Source organism: Anaeromassilibacillus sp. SJQ-1 (genome assembly GCF_046693725.1).
Lineage (GTDB): Bacteria > Bacillota > Clostridia > Oscillospirales > Acutalibacteraceae > Anaeromassilibacillus.
This window is the reverse complement of the sequence record NZ_JBKEIV010000009.1, coordinates 12,570-29,713: the sequence shown is the minus strand read 5'-3', so window position 1 is coordinate 29,713 and position 17,144 is coordinate 12,570. Positions and strand designations below refer to the sequence as shown.

Annotated in this window: 16 protein-coding genes, 3 pseudogenes and 1 riboswitch; of the genes and pseudogenes, 10 read left to right on the top strand and 9 right to left on the bottom strand. The window is 45.8% G+C overall.

What is annotated here, in order from left to right:
• Positions 1-126: 126 nt before the first annotated feature.
• Positions 127-405 (bottom strand): sporulation transcriptional regulator SpoIIID, encoded by a 279-nt coding sequence (gene spoIIID / locus ACGCCZ_RS01900; protein WP_085533790.1) that lies wholly within the window; start codon positions 403-405, stop codon positions 127-129.
• A gap of 381 nt (positions 406-786) precedes the next feature.
• On the opposite strand from spoIIID, the gene ACGCCZ_RS01895 reads away from it, so the two are divergent.
• The 10 genes and pseudogenes from ACGCCZ_RS01895 to ACGCCZ_RS01850 all read left to right on the top strand — a co-directional run bounded on the left by ACGCCZ_RS01895 (position 787) and on the right by ACGCCZ_RS01850 (position 9,759).
• Positions 787-2,049: a glycosyltransferase gene (locus ACGCCZ_RS01895; RefSeq protein ID WP_411655156.1), complete on the top strand. Its 1,263-nt coding sequence runs from the start codon at positions 787-789 to the stop codon at positions 2,047-2,049.
• Positions 2,050-2,070: 21 nt separating this feature from the next.
• Positions 2,071-2,841, top strand: a pseudogene (locus tag ACGCCZ_RS01890) (glycosyltransferase family 8 protein); the annotation flags it as partial.
• 27 nt (positions 2,842-2,868) lie between these two features.
• The gene (locus ACGCCZ_RS01885; RefSeq protein ID WP_411655256.1) at positions 2,869-4,029 is read left to right on the top strand and encodes a glycosyltransferase family 8 protein; all 1,161 of its coding nucleotides are present in this window, start codon (positions 2,869-2,871) and stop codon (positions 4,027-4,029) included.
• An 18-nt stretch (positions 4,030-4,047) separates the two neighbouring features.
• Positions 4,048-4,542, top strand: a complete 495-nt coding sequence (locus ACGCCZ_RS01880; protein ID WP_411655155.1) for an ABC transporter permease — start codon at positions 4,048-4,050, stop codon at positions 4,540-4,542.
• A complete protein-coding gene (locus ACGCCZ_RS01875) occupies positions 4,532-4,816 on the top strand; it encodes a hypothetical protein (protein WP_411655154.1) in 285 nt (94 codons plus the stop codon). Before ACGCCZ_RS01880 ends, ACGCCZ_RS01875 begins: the two co-directional genes overlap by 11 nt.
• A gap of 12 nt (positions 4,817-4,828) precedes the next feature.
• Positions 4,829-5,566 (top strand): ABC transporter ATP-binding protein, encoded by a 738-nt coding sequence (locus ACGCCZ_RS01870; protein WP_054324449.1) that lies wholly within the window; start codon positions 4,829-4,831, stop codon positions 5,564-5,566.
• A 172-nt stretch (positions 5,567-5,738) separates the two neighbouring features.
• Positions 5,739-6,647: an amino acid ABC transporter substrate-binding protein gene (locus ACGCCZ_RS01865; RefSeq protein WP_054324448.1), complete on the top strand. Its 909-nt coding sequence runs from the start codon at positions 5,739-5,741 to the stop codon at positions 6,645-6,647.
• Positions 6,648-6,687: 40 nt separating this feature from the next.
• The gene (locus ACGCCZ_RS01860) at positions 6,688-7,329 is read left to right on the top strand and encodes an amino acid ABC transporter permease (protein WP_054324447.1); all 642 of its coding nucleotides are present in this window, start codon (positions 6,688-6,690) and stop codon (positions 7,327-7,329) included.
• Between the two features lie 12 nt (positions 7,330-7,341).
• A complete protein-coding gene (locus tag ACGCCZ_RS01855; protein WP_054324446.1) occupies positions 7,342-8,106 on the top strand; it encodes an amino acid ABC transporter ATP-binding protein in 765 nt (254 codons plus the stop codon).
• 948 nt (positions 8,107-9,054) lie between these two features.
• Positions 9,055-9,759 (top strand): hypothetical protein, encoded by a 705-nt coding sequence (locus tag ACGCCZ_RS01850; RefSeq protein ID WP_054324445.1) that lies wholly within the window; start codon positions 9,055-9,057, stop codon positions 9,757-9,759.
• 143 nt (positions 9,760-9,902) lie between these two features.
• Here ACGCCZ_RS01850 and ACGCCZ_RS01845 read toward each other — a convergent pair whose 3' ends face one another.
• From ACGCCZ_RS01845 to fucO, 8 genes and pseudogenes are all read right to left on the bottom strand, one after another.
• Positions 9,903-10,571 carry an HAD family hydrolase gene (locus ACGCCZ_RS01845; protein WP_054324444.1) on the bottom strand — a complete coding sequence of 223 codons (669 nt, stop codon included), beginning with the start codon at positions 10,569-10,571 and terminating at the stop codon, positions 9,903-9,905.
• Positions 10,571-11,743, bottom strand: coding sequence for an NAD(P)-dependent malic enzyme (locus ACGCCZ_RS01840; RefSeq protein WP_054324443.1), 1,173 nt, complete (start codon positions 11,741-11,743; stop codon positions 10,571-10,573). Before ACGCCZ_RS01840 ends, ACGCCZ_RS01845 begins: the two co-directional genes overlap by 1 nt.
• A gap of 300 nt (positions 11,744-12,043) precedes the next feature.
• Positions 12,044-12,633 (bottom strand): annotated as a pseudogene (locus ACGCCZ_RS01835) (thiamine phosphate synthase).
• Entirely contained in the window at positions 12,626-13,762 is a 1,137-nt protein-coding gene (gene thiH / locus ACGCCZ_RS01830; RefSeq protein ID WP_411655255.1) for a 2-iminoacetate synthase ThiH, read from the bottom strand. The pseudogene ACGCCZ_RS01835 and the gene thiH overlap by 8 nt, the downstream one beginning before the upstream one ends.
• Positions 13,763-13,858: 96 nt before the next feature.
• Positions 13,859-14,629: a thiazole synthase gene (locus tag ACGCCZ_RS01825; protein ID WP_411655254.1), complete on the bottom strand. Its 771-nt coding sequence runs from the start codon at positions 14,627-14,629 to the stop codon at positions 13,859-13,861.
• Between the two features lie 11 nt (positions 14,630-14,640).
• A complete protein-coding gene (thiF, locus tag ACGCCZ_RS01820) occupies positions 14,641-15,189 on the bottom strand; it encodes a sulfur carrier protein ThiS adenylyltransferase ThiF (RefSeq protein ID WP_411655253.1) in 549 nt (182 codons plus the stop codon).
• Between the two features lie 102 nt (positions 15,190-15,291).
• On the bottom strand, positions 15,292-15,489 hold the full coding sequence (gene thiS / locus ACGCCZ_RS01815; protein WP_085534633.1) for a sulfur carrier protein ThiS: 198 nt from the start codon (positions 15,487-15,489) through the stop codon (positions 15,292-15,294).
• Between the two features lie 193 nt (positions 15,490-15,682).
• Positions 15,683-15,786, bottom strand: a riboswitch (TPP riboswitch).
• Between the two features lie 177 nt (positions 15,787-15,963).
• Positions 15,964-17,051: pseudogene (gene fucO / locus ACGCCZ_RS01810) on the bottom strand (lactaldehyde reductase).
• Positions 17,052-17,144: the final 93 nt, after the last annotated feature.

The following is a 17,144-nucleotide window of genomic DNA, read 5'->3' as shown; positions in this document are numbered from 1 at the left end:
ATGTTTCAGCATTGTGAAACGAAATTATAAAAATAATTATTATCATTATAGAGGAGGACAGAAGGAAATGCAATGGAATTTTTCGCAACGATTTCCGGCTTTTACCGTGGGAAGAGACTGGAGATCTTATCGATTTGGATTGGCCAGGGTTGGTGTTGGGCTTTTTTTGTATTTCATTCGAGTTGCCATGCCGCCGCGGATATGCCGTTGGGCTTTGTTCACCTCGAGCACGTTTTTCACTTCTCGGTAAAGTTGTGGATCGACATATTTTAAACGCTGCGCGACATCTTTATGTACGGTGCTTTTACTGACGCCAAATTTTTTGGCAGCTTTGCGAACCGTAGCTTTATTCTCTAAGATATATTCTCCGAGCTCTACAGCGCGCTCTTCAACGATGCCTTTCATGGTACGCCCCCCTGTTTTAGTTAGGGCATGTTCAGACTGTAAGCTCAAGATTGGGAAAGGATCCGTTTTTCCGCTTGAACCGCCCTATGCTACCAAATATATGTGGAGAACTTTGAGAATATGAGGGGACGTCCTCGGGCGATTGTTCAGGGACTTGAACTCTGTTATAATTTTGAAGAGTGAAAAGATCTCAATGATTTTTTGCTTTTAGAAGGATTCGAATGAATTAGGATTTGTCCATATCGAGAAAGGAAGTGGCCGAAGGATGCTGAAAAAAGCAAAGTCTTTGTTTGATTACTATGGCATCCGAGGGATGGCCGCAAAAATCTGGGAAAAATATGTAATAGATCGAAAGCGGTTCCGGCGGAAGGAAAGACGGAAGTGCCGTATTTCCCGTCTTGTCCAAATAAAGAATTGCCGGCTTCTAATCGAGAGGGCGAACCCCTTTTTATTTATTACTTGGTCCATTATTTTTATCCATCTCGCCAAGGGGGAACGGAACGCTTTGTATTCAATATGGCACGGACCCAGCAGGAAAAAGGGCATCGGGTAAAGGTTTTTACTCTGGGTACGGAGGATTGTAAAGTGTACCCATCTTCAGTAGGAGATATCTTATATCGAACCTACCTTTTTGAAGGAATTCAAGTGGTAGAGTTTCGCTATCGTAAGACTCCCTACGGGCTGTTTTATAAACGCATTGATCCAAACGATCGATCTATGCGGCTTTTTGCCACACATTTTCTGAAGCAGGATTGTCCGGACATCGTGCATTGCGCTTATCCGCAACCGATGGCGGCGTTTTTACGGGTGTGTATGGAGATCCGTATTCCCTATATTGTAACGTTGACGGACTTTAATATTCTTTGCCACTATGCTACAATGGTAGACCGGCAGGGACATTTTTGCCCTGGCTGTAAACAGGGACAGCGATGTGCTGCTGCATGCAAAACGAACACGATTCCAAATTTTTCTCAACGTTATAAATATGCAGATGAACTTTTGCAAAAGGCTGCTGCTGTTGCCGTACCCTCTGAATTTGTGGCGTCTGTGGTTCATCAGGAATTTCCCGAGATTGTGCCATACGTCATTCCGCATGGGATTGCACCTGAATTTTCTTTTTCCCGTGGGCCGATCAATCAGGTCAAAACATTTGCGTATGTAGGCACCTTTTCGGAATTAAAAGGGATTCACGTGCTTATTGCTGCTTTCCGACGTCTCACCGGGGATTATACATTGGATCTGTATGGAACAGGTACGGCTTTCTATGAACGGCGATTAAAGCGGCTAGCCGGAAACGATCAAAGGATTCATTTTTGCGGTTCGGTTTCGTTCGAGCGTATGCCGGAGGTTTATCGAACACACGATTGTATTGTTGTACCCTCCCTGTGGTATGAGACGTATAATTTTGTGGTCCGTGAGGCAATCTCTGCGGGATGTCTTGTGGTGGCTTCCCGAATGGGCGCAATGCCGGAAGCGGTACGGGAGGGGAAGAACGGGATACTGTTTGACCTCGGAGAAAAAAATTTATTTTTGGCCTTGCAAAAAGCAGTCAGTATGAATAGGGTTGTTTGTTCAATTAATAATCCAACCGTTATAACGGAAACGAATGCTTATGAGCAAATTTATCTTGCATTAATTCGATGATTATTATTGGAGGTTAACTTTATGAACAAAGTTGCGATTGCCTTTATTTGTGATGATAACTATGTGGTGCCTACAGTAGTTGCAATTACTTCTCTTATAGAAAACAAGCAGAAAGTAACATATTATGATATTTTTATTATAGCCTCAGAATTAACGGAAGAGCATATTCAACTTTTTGATCGTTTTAATGGGGATTGAGTAAAGGTTACAGTTATTTTGGCTTCTGCGAGGAAATATGATTCTTTGCACAAGGACTCCAATAGTATTTATTTAGTCGCAAGTAATGCTGCACTACTTAAGTTTGATATTCCACAAATCGTCAGAAATTACGATAAAGTAATCTATTTAGATGGAGATATCATTGTTTTATCTGATCTTGAGGAGTTGTTCGAACAAGATGTTTCCAAAGTATACGCAGGGGTTGTCCGAGATGTCCCACAGGTTCTCTTTGACAAACCATTAATAGAAACGGCATCAGGGAGAGACTATTTTAATTCTGGAGTTATGTTATTAAATTTGGCAAAGATACGCGAGGATAACATAACTGAGTTATTGATTCAGACAAAGAGAGAATCTACAGATACGAGTCTGATGGATCAAAATGTATTTAACGATGTATTTCGCGGGCATGTTAAACAATTGCCATTAAAGTACAATGTTTTATATATTAATTTAACTAGAAGTCAAAATCATTACACTCTAGAACGTTTAAATAAAACTTTCAATACAAGTTATACCAGTTTAGATGATATAAGAAAAGATGCTCAAATTATTCATTTTTCTTCAGAAGATAAACCATGGAAGTTTTTTGACATACCAATGGCGGATTATTGGATCCGGTATTTTGAAATGTCACCTTTGGGGAGAAATAAAATTGTAAGAGAATCTATCAAGAACAAATCAAAAGATGAACGGTTTAATAAGAAAATTATTTTGAATGAAACCGATAGCCATATTATTCCAATAGTTTTTGCTTGTAATGAAAGTTATGCACCTTATTTAGCTACAGCAATCAGTTCCATTAAGGAACATGCATCTAATCGTTTTTTATATTTTATTTATGTACTTCATGATAATATATCTTGCGATTTTCATGAACGTCTTTGCTCAATGACTTGTAAAAACATTCATATTGAGTTAGTGAATGTAAGTAATATGGTTTTAAAATCTGATTTATATTCAAGAGCACATTATAGTGAGGAAATGTACTACAGATGGCTTATTCCTGAAATTTTTTCTCAGTATGATAAAGTGCTTTATCTTGATTGTGATTTAGTTGTACAAAAAGACATTGCTGAGCTATATAAATATGATATAGGAAATAAAATAATTGGCGGAATAAATAATTTTAGTAATTTTCGCACTAGAGATCGTGTGGAAAGAGATTTAAAAGTCCCAATAGATCAATATATCAATTCAGGGGTCTTACTAATTAATGTAAATCGATTTATAAAAGATAACATAAAAGAAAAATGCTTTAAACTTGTAGATATGAAAAACGAATTAATTTGTCCTGACCAAGATATTATCAATATAGTTTGCAGAAATAATATTTGTTATATTGACGATGCGTGGAACTTTCAATGGCATCATCAATGGAATGGTGAAGGATATGGCCTACTGGATCATTTTCAAGAGCGATATGATAGAATTAAAGAGTGCCCTAATATTATACACTTTACGGCAGGTATCAAACCATGGAAAAACATAGATAGAGAAATGGCTCACTATTTTTGGAAATATGCTAGGAATACTCCATTCTATGAGCAATTATTACTAAGTCTCATGAAAGGAGGGGAGGTGACTTTAAGGTCTAGCGCAGATCAAGAAATTCGAAATATTCATGCGTCCGTTTCTTATAAAATCGGCCGTTTTATTACGTTCATTCCCAGAAAAATTCGTGGAGGAATTCGCTGCTATAAAGAACACGGGATGCGTTATACTTGGCGGCGTTTAAAAGAGCATTTGCATATTTCATAATCTATAAGGTGAAAGAACATGTTACAAAAAATGCGGAAATATCAGTTTCTCTTTGAGGAGCTGGTAAAAAGAGACTTTAAGAAAAAATACAAACGCACCGTATTGGGGATGTTTTGGAGTGTGCTATCCCCGCTGCTGATGTTGTTAGTCATGAGCTTGGTTTTTACACAGTTCTTTGGGCGGTCTACGCCCCACTATACGATTTACCTGTTTTGCGGGCAGTTGGTGTTCTCTTATTTTACCGATGCAACAAACAGCGGGATGTCCTCATTGATGGATAATTCCGCTGTGTTTTCAAAAATCAATGTTCCAAAGTACATGTTTTTGTTGTCGAAAAATGTATCTTCTTTCATTAATTTCTGTTTAACACTAGTGGTGTTTTTTGTCTTTGTTGCAATTGATGGGATTCCATTTCGCTGGACCTTTTTATTGTTGCTCTATCCGATCGGTTGCCTAGTGGTGTTCAATATCGGAATGGGGCTTATTCTTGTCGGCCCTGTTTATGATTTTTAAAGACATTCAATATCTTTATACGGTGGTCACACAGGTCATCATGTATTTTTCCGCGATTTTTTATAATATTGAGGCGTTTGCTTTACACATTCGGTATTTATTCTATTTGAATCCTATTTTCGTATACATCCGTTACTTCCGAAAGATTGTGATTGATAACGACATTCCGGAGCCAAGCTTTCATTTGCTATGTGCGTTTTATGCCTTAGCAGTATTGCTGATCGGCGGATTCATTTATAAAAAATACAATTACAAATTTTTGTATTATGTATGAGGTGGCATCGCAATGATAATTGAAGCACATGATGTCTCCATCCGATACATCTTAGGGGACTTTAAGGATATTGGGGTCAAGGAATATGTACTCCGACGAATCAAAAGAAACTATCAGGTACGGGAATTTTGGGCGGTGGATGGAGTATCATTTTCTTTGGAACGCGGCGATATGCTGGGGATTATTGGGAGCAATGGAGCGGGAAAATCGACCTTGCTCAAGGCGGTCACAGGGATTATGGTTCCGACCAAAGGATGGGTCAAGGTCAACGGCACCATTGCCGCGCTGCTGGAGTTGGCAAGCGGCTTTGACGGAGACTTGACCGTCCGTGAGAATACGTATTTACGAGGAGCCTTGTTGGGATATACTCGCAAATTTATGAATGAAAAGTATGAAGAAATTATTGATTTTTCTGGCCTACAGGAATTCCAGGATCGTCCCTTTAAACAGCTTTCGTCCGGTATGAAGTCCCGTTTGGCTTTTTCCATCGCCTGTCTTGTAAAACCGGACATCTTAATTTTGGATGAAGTCCTTTCTGTGGGCGACGGTGCATTTCGCAAAAAAAGCGAAGAAAAAATGATGGAAATTATCCATGGAGGAGCGACCACCATTTTGGTTTCTCATCTATTGGAACAAGTGCGTTCCATGTGTAATAAAGTTCTTTGGCTTGACCATGGCAAACAGATCGCATTTGGCGAGACGCAGGAACTCTGTGATCGTTATGAGGAGTTTCTGAAAAAGAAAAGATAAACACAAAATTTGGAGAAAGAAGGCGCAAGAGAGGATTTTACCTCTTTACTTTATCTCGCTAATCTAGTATTATAATATTATTGTATCACCCCTCCACACACCCGGTGTTTTCCGGCGCGGCAGCGGAGGGGATTTATATGACTTTTGAGTGTTTTAAGAAGGAGAGAGTACGATGAAAAAGATATGGGCAATTATGTTGGCGGCGCTTATGGTGATCGGTTGTGCTGGATGTGGGAATAACGGTGGAGGCGACGACGCTGCTGGATTGACGGGCACGGACGATGGAACATCGACTGCATCCGCCGCGGAGATGGGAGAGGGGCAGACAACGGATGAGTCTTGGGCAAAAGTAGAGAGCGCCGGCAAACTGGTACTCGGTTTGGATGATGCGTTTCCTCCGATGGGGTTTGTTGATACACAGACAGGAGAATTGACTGGATTTGATATCGATGTGGCTAGCGAAGTGTGCAGCCGTTTGGGAATTGAGCTCATCACACAGCCGATCGATTGGGACAACAAGTCCGCAGAGCTGAGCAACGGAAATGTGGATTGCCTCTGGAACGGCTTTAGCGAGACGCCGGAGCGCGCCGCTGAGTTTAATTTGAGCATTCCCTACATGAAGAACGACCAAATTATCTTGGTAAAATCCGATTCAACCTATAAGGGCTTGAATGATTTGGCTGGAAAAATTGTCGGCGTACAGGCAGATTCTTCGGCAGAAGTTGCCTTAAATGAGAATCCGGACTTCAAAGATACGCTGAAGGAAGTAATTCAGATTGATGACTATTCCAAGGCTGTTTTGGAAATTCAGAACGGGACCATTGATGCAATTGCCATCGATGAAGTGGTTGCGCGCTACTATTTGCAGAACAACCCAGGGGCATATACCATTCTTCAGGATGAAAATGGGGAGGACGCTTCTTTAGCGCAGGAAGATTATGTCATTGGATTCCGCAAGGGCGACGATGCATTGAAAGAAAAAGTTGAGGATGCAATGAAGGAAATGTCCGCAGATGGAACGATGACAGAAATTTCGGAAAAATGGTTCGGAGAAGATGTCACGACCATTCCAGCAGAATAATAAGTATCCAGAAAAGGGCTGAAAAGGAGGTGGTTGCAGCGTGAATTACCAGGTGTTGTTGTCCCAAATGTTGGAAGGGACATTGATGTCGCTGCGCATCTTTTTTTCCACGCTGCTTTTTTCATTGCCATTGGGGCTTTTGGTGGCGGTCGGAAGGATGTCCAAAAATCCGATCATCAACCTACCGGTGCGTTTTTACATACTGATTATGCGCGGCACGCCGTTAATGTTGCAATTGTTGTTTATTTTCTATGGAATGAAGCCGATTTTCGGCATCCAGCTTGACCGTGTGATCTCGGCTCAGGTGGCTTTTGCGCTAAACTATGCGGCCTATTTTGCAGAGATCTTTCGCGGAGGAATCGAGGGAATCCCACAGGGGCAGCATGAGGCGGCTAAGGTCCTTGGATTCACAAAGCGACAGACATTCTTCCGTATCGTTTTGCCTCAGGTGGTCAAACGAATCATACCGCCTATGGGGAATGAATTTATCACATTGGTTAAGGACACATCCTTGGCCCAAGTGATTGGTGTGGTCGAATTGTTGCATATTACTTCCAAATGGGTATCTTCGGCGGTCGACATGACCCCGTTCTTGATCGCAGGTATTTTCTATCTGGTGATGAACGGCATTGTGACGCGTTGCTTCACTGTAGCAGAAAAGCGTCTCAGCTATTATCGTTAGGAGGGAAACGCCGTGGAGATCTTGAAGGCAGAGCAGATTCGAAAGAGCTTCGATGGGAACGAAGTTTTAAAGGGAATTTCGATTTCGGTCAACGAAGGCGAGGTTCTGGCAATTATCGGACCTTCTGGTTCGGGAAAGAGTACCTTTTTGCGTTGTGTCACCCAGTTGGAAACCGTGGATTCTGGGACGATCTTGCTATGCGGTGATACATTGGTGAAGAATGGACCGGGTGGAAAAGCTGTTTATGCAGATAAAACGACGTGTAGCCGTATAGGACTGCGCATCGGACTTGTGTTCCAGAATTTTAATCTTTTTCCCCATTTTTCTGTGATGCGCAATATCACAGAGGCGCCTGTGCGCGTGCTTGGAAAAAAGCGTGAAGAAGCGGAGGCAACCGCTCGGAAGCTTTTAAAAAAGATGAACCTGGCGGACAAGGCGGATGCTTATCCCTATCAGTTGTCCGGAGGACAGCAGCAGCGTGTTTCCATTGCCCGTGCCTTGGCGATGGAGCCAGAGATTCTCTTCTTTGACGAGCCGACTTCGGCATTGGACCCGGAACTGACCGGAGAAATTCTCAAGGTCATCCGAGAGCTTGCGGCAGAACATATGACGATGGTAGTCGTCACCCATGAGATGAAGTTTGCTCATGATGTGGCGGATTATGTTGTGTTTATGGACGACGGTGCAATTGTCGAACAGGGAAAACCGGAACAGCTCTTTGACAGCACGACCAATGAACGTACCCGCGCGTTTTTGGCGCGGTATCACGATATATAAAAGTACAAATATTCTAATCGGTAGAATAGCGATTGTAGAGGGTTATTTTTCGCGTATACAGATATGGCATCTAAGGAAGCGATGGCTTCTTTAGATGCCATTTTTTTGGTGTTTTTATTATTGGTAAATATTTTTAATAAATATTTACTAATAATAAAAAATATAGTAAAATTATATCACAAAGGGTAATTCCAATGAGAAAAATGGGTCTATAAATTATGCGTAAACAATACAAGGGCAATATATGCAAAAGAGTATAATTGTTTTATTAACGATCGTTTTACAGTTTTATTTTGTAATCAATACGCAGACGGTATTTGCAATTTCATAACTTTTTATTGGAAAATTCTCTATAGAGTCGTTTCAGGGAATCCGTCTAAGGGAATATGCTGATGCGAATGCCGCACCACTTGCAAAGGGGAAGATGTTGCTTCGCTCAAAGGGCAGAGGGGAAATATCCATAAAACGTTGGCAGCAAAGAGGACAATCTTACAGCAATGCCTTAATGCAGGAACAAAATGTTGATATAGGAACATATGGTGGTATGTTGACAAGTTTTACAATGGCTGCAATTATCTGAAAAATTTAGATTATGATCCTGGACGGGTCAATCAGATTATTACAACGGCTGCTTGCCCTTTTCCATCTGTCGTCGCAGGTCAGTGTTACAGCTTATCAGTAAATGGGTATGAATTTAAAAACGTATCTGTAGCCGATACAGCGGCTTATGTCGCGGATCGAATCCGTCAAGGCTTACCGGTGATGATTGGGATGAAAAACAGCGATATAACGCACTTTGTAGTTGCATATGCGTATAGCGGCGAGTTGGTTTATATGAAAGATCCAGCATCTGATCATAAGGCGATTTTACAGAACTATACGAATAATGGATATTGGGTGAATCGAATTTTAAAATATAGCTATTAATCGTGTAAAAAGGAGCTTGCTATGAAGCGGATTTTATTCTTTGGAGCGGCGGTTCTCTTATGCTTTGCGTTGCTTGCTTGTACTGCGACGCCAGACCCCTCGGACGATCGTCCGGATAAGGGAAATCTTCTTTCTTCTGTGGGACCATCGGAAACCCCTGAGGAAATCTCAACGCCGGCAGAAGAGGATGTGATTCAGGAAATCCAAGGGTACTCCCTGGAAGACGCCGGGTTGACCATCGCAGCGGATCAAACTTTTTCCGACCCCAATACGGATCAAAAGCGCATCATATGGGACGCATGGCACATGGAGGACGCAACACAGGAATGGTTTTCTGTGAAACGCGCGGATTATGGAGGAAATCTCACCTTTGTAACGGTTGAAACTACAGAAAGCGGAATCGATTATACCTCCCATGTGATGTTCCTGTTACAATGCTACCGCCGTGAAGACTTGACGGCCGGAAGCGCCATAAAGATTCAGGGAAAGCAGGTTCCCATGGAGAAACTTCGCGAAAAAGAGGTCTGCGAAATCGAGGAATGGGTGGTGTGTGACCTGACCAGCTATGTACTGCCGGAAGGGTTTCCAGCTTCGATGGAGAAATGGGGGCAGGAAAATCCAGGAGACTACGATTACCAATGGACATTCGAAGTCTATGATGCGTTTGAACAATACCTTCCGAATTGGATACAGGTGGGCACCGCATCGGAACCGGCTATGACTTGATCGTTTGCCCGGCAATGTTTTTATGATCCTTCTGACAATTTTTCACTGGATACTGCGGACATCAAACACAAAAGCCGTGGCGTCTAAAGCGTTTTATCGCTTTAGACGCCACGGCTTTCCGCTTCTATAGAGCGCTCTGTTCATCAATGGTCGTTGATCGCATCAATGATCGAAATGACATCGTCCAAGCTGTCCACCTTGCGCAGGCAGAGCTGCAAAACATCTGGTTCCAATGTGCAGAGATCGGGAATCAGGATGGACCGGAATCCGCCATTGTGCGCTGCACGGATTCCAGCGTTGGAATCCTCCAATACCAGAATATTCTTAGGCGATTCTCCGAGCTGGCTTGCGGCAAGCAAAAAAATTTCCGGATTTGGTTTGCTAGCATGTACCTGGTGTCCACTCACCACACAGTCAAACCGATGTTCCAATCCGTGTTGTTTTAACAGGAAATCAATCTTTTTGGGCTGAGACGAGGAGGCAACCGCCTTTTTGAGACCACGTAACTCCAGCGCATCCAACAAGGAAAATAACCCCTTTTTCGCAGGAATGGTTTCCGTTTCGAGCGCTTCAAAAAAGAGCGGCGTCTGGCGGTCAATCACCTTTTGGATCGGAAAATCCGGTCCGTAGACCTTCAAGAGCACTTGGGCAGAATCGGCCTTACTGCGTCCCATAATCTGGCTGTGAATCTCACGGGTAAAGACCTTTCCCTGTTCAGCGACCGCTTGTCCCCATGTGCGTTCATAGAGCTGTTCCGTGTCGAACATCAGGCCATCCATGTCGAAGATGACTGCTGTAATACGCTCCATCATCACACCCGCGCGACACCGGTGCGGTGCGCGGCCTCCATAACCGCTTTCGCAACAGCGGGAGCGACCTCTTTATTGAATGGATTAGGGATGATAAATTCGGGTGAAAGCTCCTCCGGTTTGATAAGGCTGGCAATCGCTTGAGCAGCCGCGATTTTCATTTCGTCGTTGATTTCACTCGCACGCGCGTCAAGCGCACCGCGGAAGATTCCCGGGAATGCCAAGACGTTGTTGATTTGATTCGGGAAATCCGAACGCCCCGTTCCAACCACCTTTGCGCCTGCTTCCAGTGCATCTTGTGGGAAGATTTCCGGAGTGGGGTTGGCCATGGCAAAGACAATCGCATCGCGGTTCATACTGCGGACCATCTCTTTGGTGACCACATTTGGGGCGGAGACCCCCATGAAAACGTCCGCTCCTTTCATCATATCCGCCAAGCTGCCTTTTTTACAGGAGGGATTGGTGATGGCTGCCATCTCGGCTTTGACGGAATTCAATCCTTCGCGGCCCTGATAGATGGCGCCTTGCCGGTCGCAAAGGACAACGTCTTTCAGCCCCATCGACATCAAAAGTTTGGTGCAGGCGATACCGGCAGCACCTGCGCCATTGACCACCACAGAGATCTGGGAAAGCTCCTTGCCAACCAGTTTTAGGGCGTTCAGCATCGCCGCCATGGTAACCACTGCTGTGCCGTGCTGGTCATCGTGAAAGACTGGAATGTCCAACTCTTCTTTCAGACGCTTCTCAATCGCAAAGCAACGCGGTGCAGAGATGTCCTCCAGATTGATGCCTCCAAATCCGGGGGCAATCATCTTGACTGCTTGCACAATTTCCTCCACATCCTTAGAGGCCAAACAGATGGGGAAGGCATCGACATTGCCAAACGCCTTGAACAAAACGGCTTTCCCTTCCATGACAGGCATCCCCGCCTCTGGGCCGATGTCTCCCAATCCCAGAACAGCGGTGCCATCGGTCACAACAGCGACCAAGTTTCCCTTGCGGCAATAATCGTAGACTTTTGAAACATCCTGGTGGATCTCTTTACAAGGTTCTGCAACGCCGGGGGTATAGGCGGTAGAGAGATCGTCCTTGTTTTCCAGAGGGCAGGTGGGGACCACTTCCATTTTTCCATGCCATTCCAGATGGCGTTTTAAGGCTTCCTGTGCGTAATCCATATGCTTGAAAACTCCTTTATTGTTTTTCATCCGCGCCGGACGGGCGGCGTTATTCCTTTTTTATTATACCAACCCGGGCAGAAATCCGCAACCAATCTGGAACGTACAATCTCTGTATGGGAGAACAGCTATTAGAAAAGACCGGTTTTGTCAGAGCCCCCTGTTCGAAAGTCGGGGGCAGGCTTCTGTTTGAGGCAGCCGTTATAACCGGCAAAAATGTGTGTGAATCGATGGCTGCTGGAATGGGACAGTGGCCTGTGCCTTTGATACAATACTTGGAACAAGGTCCTTTTGTTTGTATTACAACTGCATCATTCCAGACATAATACAAACCCGGCTTGCACCACAGGAAAGGACGGTTTCGATCTTCTGTGGATCAAGTGTGATCCCGCCAATCGCATAGACCGGAATGGATACGGATTGGCATACCTCTTGAAGAAACTGCAACCCCCTTGGAGGAGACCTTTTTTACAATCGGTCGTAAAGATATGTCCTGCGGTGAGGTAAGTAGCCCGAAGCGCCTGTGCCCGCTGCGCTTCATCGACGGAATGGACCGACGCGCCGATGGCAGAAAAGAATGCCAATGACTGAGGACGGCTTGCCGCCATATCTTCTAATCTCCATAAAGGGAGATGAATCTGTTTCACCCCCAGCGCCTTTGCAACATCCGGAAAGCTGTGTAGGATACACGGTATTTGATAAGAGTTACAGATAGCCAGGACTTCGGCTGCAAGTGACGCATAGGCGTTTTCATCCAGATCTTTTTCACGCAAAACCAGCGAGGCGGGACGAAATATGCAGATCCGTTCCACCTGTTCCAGAAAAGGCCGCGCGCAAAGCCTTCGATTGGTTACCGCCACGATGGAACGATGAATAGAAGGGTCACACATACACATAATCATTCATCACCGGCTGGAGTCCATGCGCCTGTAGGTCATGAAAGACCTGCCCGACGCTGCGTTCATCGGAAATCTCAAACTGATCGTCGCCTTTTTCGGAAATCTCATCGGAATGACCGCCGATGCCCGTGCTGACCCCTGCAGATATTTTTGTCGCAGCGATGGAGACAAGATTATCCCGGACCCGGGCGCACTCCCGTGTGGAAACCGTGATACTGGCGAATGGCATCAACAGACGATAGGCCATGACGACTTGTAAAAGTTGCGGCTCATGCACATCCATGGGGTTGATCTTGTCGTTGTTGATAATGGGGCGGAGTCTCGGACAGGAGAAAGCGATCTCTGCATGCGGATATTTACGTTGTAGCAGCCAGGCATGGCAGCCTGTGGCAAAGGCATCCTTCCGGAAGTCGTCCAACCCCAGTAATGCGCCAAATCCCACCCCGCGCATACCTCCTTTGAGTGCACGTTCCTGTGCATTCAAGCGATAGGGAAAAATGCGCTTATGCCCTTGAAGATGGAGTGTCTCATATTTGTGGCTGTTATAGGTTTCCTGGAAAACGGTCACATAGTCTGCGCCGCATTCATGAAGATAGGCATACTCATTGGAATTCATCGGATAGACTTCCAAGCCAATCACTTTGAAATATTTGCGGGCAATTTTACAAGCCTCTCCGATGTATGCGACGGTGGATTTGGAGCGGCTTTCACCGGTCAGAATCAGAATTTCCTGTAAACCTGTGGAGGCAATCGCCTCCATTTCTTTCTCAATCTGTTCGGCGTTGAGTTGTGCGCGATGAATCTTGTTGTGACAATTGAATCCACAGTAAATGCAATAGTTTTCACAGTAATTGGCAATGTACAAGGGGGTAAACATACAGACCGAGTTACCAAAGTGCTTTCGAGTTTCCCGCTGAGCCGCCTGTGCAATTTCCTCCAAAAGCGGAAGAGCAGCGGGGGAGAGCAGCGCGCCAAAATCGTCCAATGTGCGATTTTCATGGGACAAGGCGCGGCGTACATCCGCTTCTGTATAACAATGGTAGTTGTAGGAGCTGGTGCGCGTGAGCACTTGCTGGCCGATGTCCGAATCTAAGACTTCCATCCCCGGCAGGTAGGTCATGTGATCGATGCGCTCCTTTTTCAGATCCTGTCTTACAGCATCGCTTAAAATACTCTCATTGATCGGTTCATTCTGTTGCATGGCTGTATTCCTCCCTCATTCTCTTAGAAAGCCGGTCAAGGGAGAAGAAGCGCTTGCACCCTTCTCCAACGTGCGCCCAAGCCCAGAAAGATACGCCTTGCGTCCCGCCTCGATCGCTTGACGGAAGGCCGCCGCCATAGTGGGAATATCCCCGGCGGTGGCGATTGCCGTGTTGGCCATTACTGCGGCGGCGCCCATTTCCATGGCTTCGCATGCCTGGGAGGGGCGCCCGATCCCTGCATCCACAATGATTGGTAGATCGATTTCATCGATTAGAATTTGGATAAAATCCTTGGTACAAAGTCCTTTGTTGGTACCGATCGGCGCGCCGAGCGGCATGATACAGGCCGCCCCTGCTTGGACGAAATCCCTAGCAGCATTCAGATCGGGGTACATATACGGCATGACTACAAATCCCTCTTTTGCCAGCACCTCGGTTGCCTTGATGGTTTCGTAGTTGTCCGGCAAAAGGTATTTTGAGTCATGAATGACCTCGATCTTGATAAAATCCCCGCAACCCAGCTCGCGGGCCAGCCGGGCAATTCGAATGGCTTCGTCTGCATTGCGTGCGCCGGAGGTATTGGGAAGCAACGTGACGGACTTGGGGATATAATCCAGGATATTGGCGAGTCCACCCTCATTTGCACGGCGGAGCGCCAGGGTTACCATTTGTGCCCCAGCCTTCTCGATGGCAGCCTGGATGAGCTCCAGCGAATATTTGCCGGACCCCAGAATAAAACGGGAGGTAAAGGAATGTCCTCCGATGGTCAAACGATCGTCTTGCAGCATGTTCATCATCATTCTCCTTTTTGGGCTTTACAGATATATTGCACAATGAGATTGGCTTGGTGTGCTGCGCAGAGCATCACGCGGGGAGCCATCAAGCCGTATCCCGGTCCTGGTTCCGCGCTCCCGTCTCCGCAGAGATAAAAGTGGTCGGTAATTCTGCGCGTCTGGATACGGTTGCTGTCTCCATATCCAGCCATACCGGAAGCTGCCACCAGAAAAGTATTCGGAAAAGATTCCAGAATTCCATTCGCTAGCATGGCCTTGGCCTCTGGGGTATCAAAGGCCTCGCAGACGATGTCCTCCTGCGCAAAGAGTTCCAGAAGGTTTTCTTCCGTCACACGGATACAGTCGGTATGAATGTCCAGGTATGGATTAATGTCCAGCAACTCTTCTTTTAATGCGTCGGTTTTAAACATCCCCACATGATGCAAAAGGTACTGCTGCCGGTTCAAATTGGCGATGTCTACGCGGTCAAAATCAATGAGATGCAAATGCCCGACGCCAATGCGTGCTAAAGCGAAGGCAACATGGGAACCAAGCCCGCCAAGCCCCGCAATAGCTACCCGGGCGGTATCCAGCTTTTTTGGACTGCCGGGGAATGCCGTTCACGCAGGGCAGCATCGATTTGTGCTTGTTGTATCACGGCTTTTGGTTTCACCTCAGCCACCTCCCACAAAATGGACAATTTCCAATTCATCATCCTCTTGTAGCTGAATCGACCCGTATTGTGCCCGGGGGACAATGGTCCCATTTCGTTCGACGGCTACACGGGACGACTGGTATTGGTTTTGGTCCAGATAAGTTTGGAGCGTCATTCCTTCTGTAAGCTCCACCGGCGTTCCGTTGATTCGAATCATACATAACTCCTTTCTGAAAACCAGCTGTGAACAATAAAAAAAGAGTTCACGAAAAAATACACCCGCGGTGGTGTACCCCTTCATGAACTCTCGTTCACTCTCAACTGTTTCGATTCATTTGTTCGCCACTGAGGGCTTGTAAATCACACGTGATTGGAATGCACAGAAAAACGGGAAATGCCATCGCATTCCCCGTAGGATTCTGATATATCCCTACGTTGGCATTATCCAAATCAGGTTATGGGTCGAAGTTAAAAACTTCCTCTCAGCCTATTCATAAGCTCCCCTATTCATTTACTCATTTACTATAACACGCCCAGACGAAATTTGTCAAGTTCTACGCGCATGGCTTGTTTACAAAAAGAGAACCACGTCTGTGCATGGCTCTCTTTTTTAGAAAATATAAAATGTTGGAAAGATAAAATCCTCGCGATAGCAGGGAAGAAACAAAGCACATGCAACCTGCAAGGTATTTTACATCAACTTACGGAATAAGCCTTTCAGTTCTTCCACATTGGTGTCCTTTGGATGTCCTGGCCGGCAAGCATCTGCATAGGCCGATTCAGCCAGAAACGGAAGATCCTCTTCCTTCAGTACAGGAGGCTTGGACGGAATTCCCACATCCGCTGAGAGCTTTCGGACCGCCTCCACAGCAGCCTGGCGGTATTCCTCCTGGCTTATGGCATCCACATTGGCAACTCCCATCGCCCGGGCGATCTCACGATATTTTTCACCCGTACATGCAGCGTTATACTCCATTACAATCGGAAGCATCATAGCGCAGGCGACACCGTGCGGGGTATCGTAGACTGCGCCCAAAGTATGCGCCATGGAAGGGGCAATCCCTAGCCCAACATTCGAGAAACCCATGCCTGCGATATACTGTCCCAACGCCATACCTTTGCGTCCTTCTTTCGTATTCTCCACCACGCCACACAGCGAACGGGAGATGATCTCAATCGCTTCAAGGTGGAACATATCTGTCATTTCCCAAGCAGCTTTGGTGGTGTAGCCTTCGATGACGTGTGTGTGGGCGTCCATACCTGTGGAAGCAGTCAGTCCCTTGGGCATGCTGGTTATCATCTCCGGATCGACCACTGCGATGACCGGTATATCGTGTGGATCTACACAGACAAACCTGCGCTTACGTTCGACGTCCGTGATAACATAGTTGATTGTAACTTCTGCGGCAGTACCAGCAGTGGTGGGAACCGCAACAATCGGAACACAGGGCTTTTTGGTAGATGCGGTTCCCTCCAAGCTGCGGACGTCTTCGCATTCAGGATTGGCGATAATGATGCCAACGGCCTTCGATGTATCCCATGGAGGAGCCGCCACCAATTGCGGTCGATGTAGTCTGCCCCGGCTTTTTTAAAGGCCTCCACGCCGTGTTGAACATTTTTACTAGCCGGATTTGCCTTGATGTCTGCATAAATCTCATAGGATAGGTCGGCTTCGTCCAAAAGGCTGGTCACTTTGGTAGTGACTTGAAACTGAAGCAGGTCTGGATCGGTGTAGACAAATGCCTTCTGAAAGCCATGGGCCTTGGCTTCGTTGATGATCTACTGGATGGCCCCCGCTCCATGGTAAGAGGTTTGATTCAACATAATACGGTTTGCCATATCGTTTCTCCTTTTCTTTATCCCCGCTTTGCA

What these genes read in the sequence shown, in the direction of transcription:
- thiS (WP_085534633.1), bottom strand. Translation starts at nt 15,489, where the DNA reads ATGATTCGAATCAACGGAACGCCGGTGGAGCTTACAGAAGGAATGACG.
- thiH (WP_411655255.1), bottom strand. Translation starts at nt 13,762, where the DNA reads ATGACCTACCTGCCGGGGATGGAAGTCTTAGATTCGGACATCGGCCAG.
- spoIIID (WP_085533790.1), bottom strand. Translation starts at nt 405, where the DNA reads ATGAAAGGCATCGTTGAAGAGCGCGCTGTAGAGCTCGGAGAATATATC.
- ACGCCZ_RS01850 (WP_054324445.1), top strand. Translation starts at nt 9,055, where the DNA reads ATGAAGCGGATTTTATTCTTTGGAGCGGCGGTTCTCTTATGCTTTGCG.
- ACGCCZ_RS01840 (WP_054324443.1), bottom strand. Translation starts at nt 11,743, where the DNA reads ATGGATTACGCACAGGAAGCCTTAAAACGCCATCTGGAATGGCATGGA.
- ACGCCZ_RS01875 (WP_411655154.1), top strand. Translation starts at nt 4,532, where the DNA reads ATGATTTTTAAAGACATTCAATATCTTTATACGGTGGTCACACAGGTC.
- ACGCCZ_RS01870 (WP_054324449.1), top strand. Translation starts at nt 4,829, where the DNA reads ATGATAATTGAAGCACATGATGTCTCCATCCGATACATCTTAGGGGAC.
- ACGCCZ_RS01865 (WP_054324448.1), top strand. Translation starts at nt 5,739, where the DNA reads ATGAAAAAGATATGGGCAATTATGTTGGCGGCGCTTATGGTGATCGGT.
- ACGCCZ_RS01880 (WP_411655155.1), top strand. Translation starts at nt 4,048, where the DNA reads ATGTTACAAAAAATGCGGAAATATCAGTTTCTCTTTGAGGAGCTGGTA.
- ACGCCZ_RS01845 (WP_054324444.1), bottom strand. Translation starts at nt 10,571, where the DNA reads ATGATGGAGCGTATTACAGCAGTCATCTTCGACATGGATGGCCTGATG.
- ACGCCZ_RS01885 (WP_411655256.1), top strand. Translation starts at nt 2,869, where the DNA reads ATGGCGGATTATTGGATCCGGTATTTTGAAATGTCACCTTTGGGGAGA.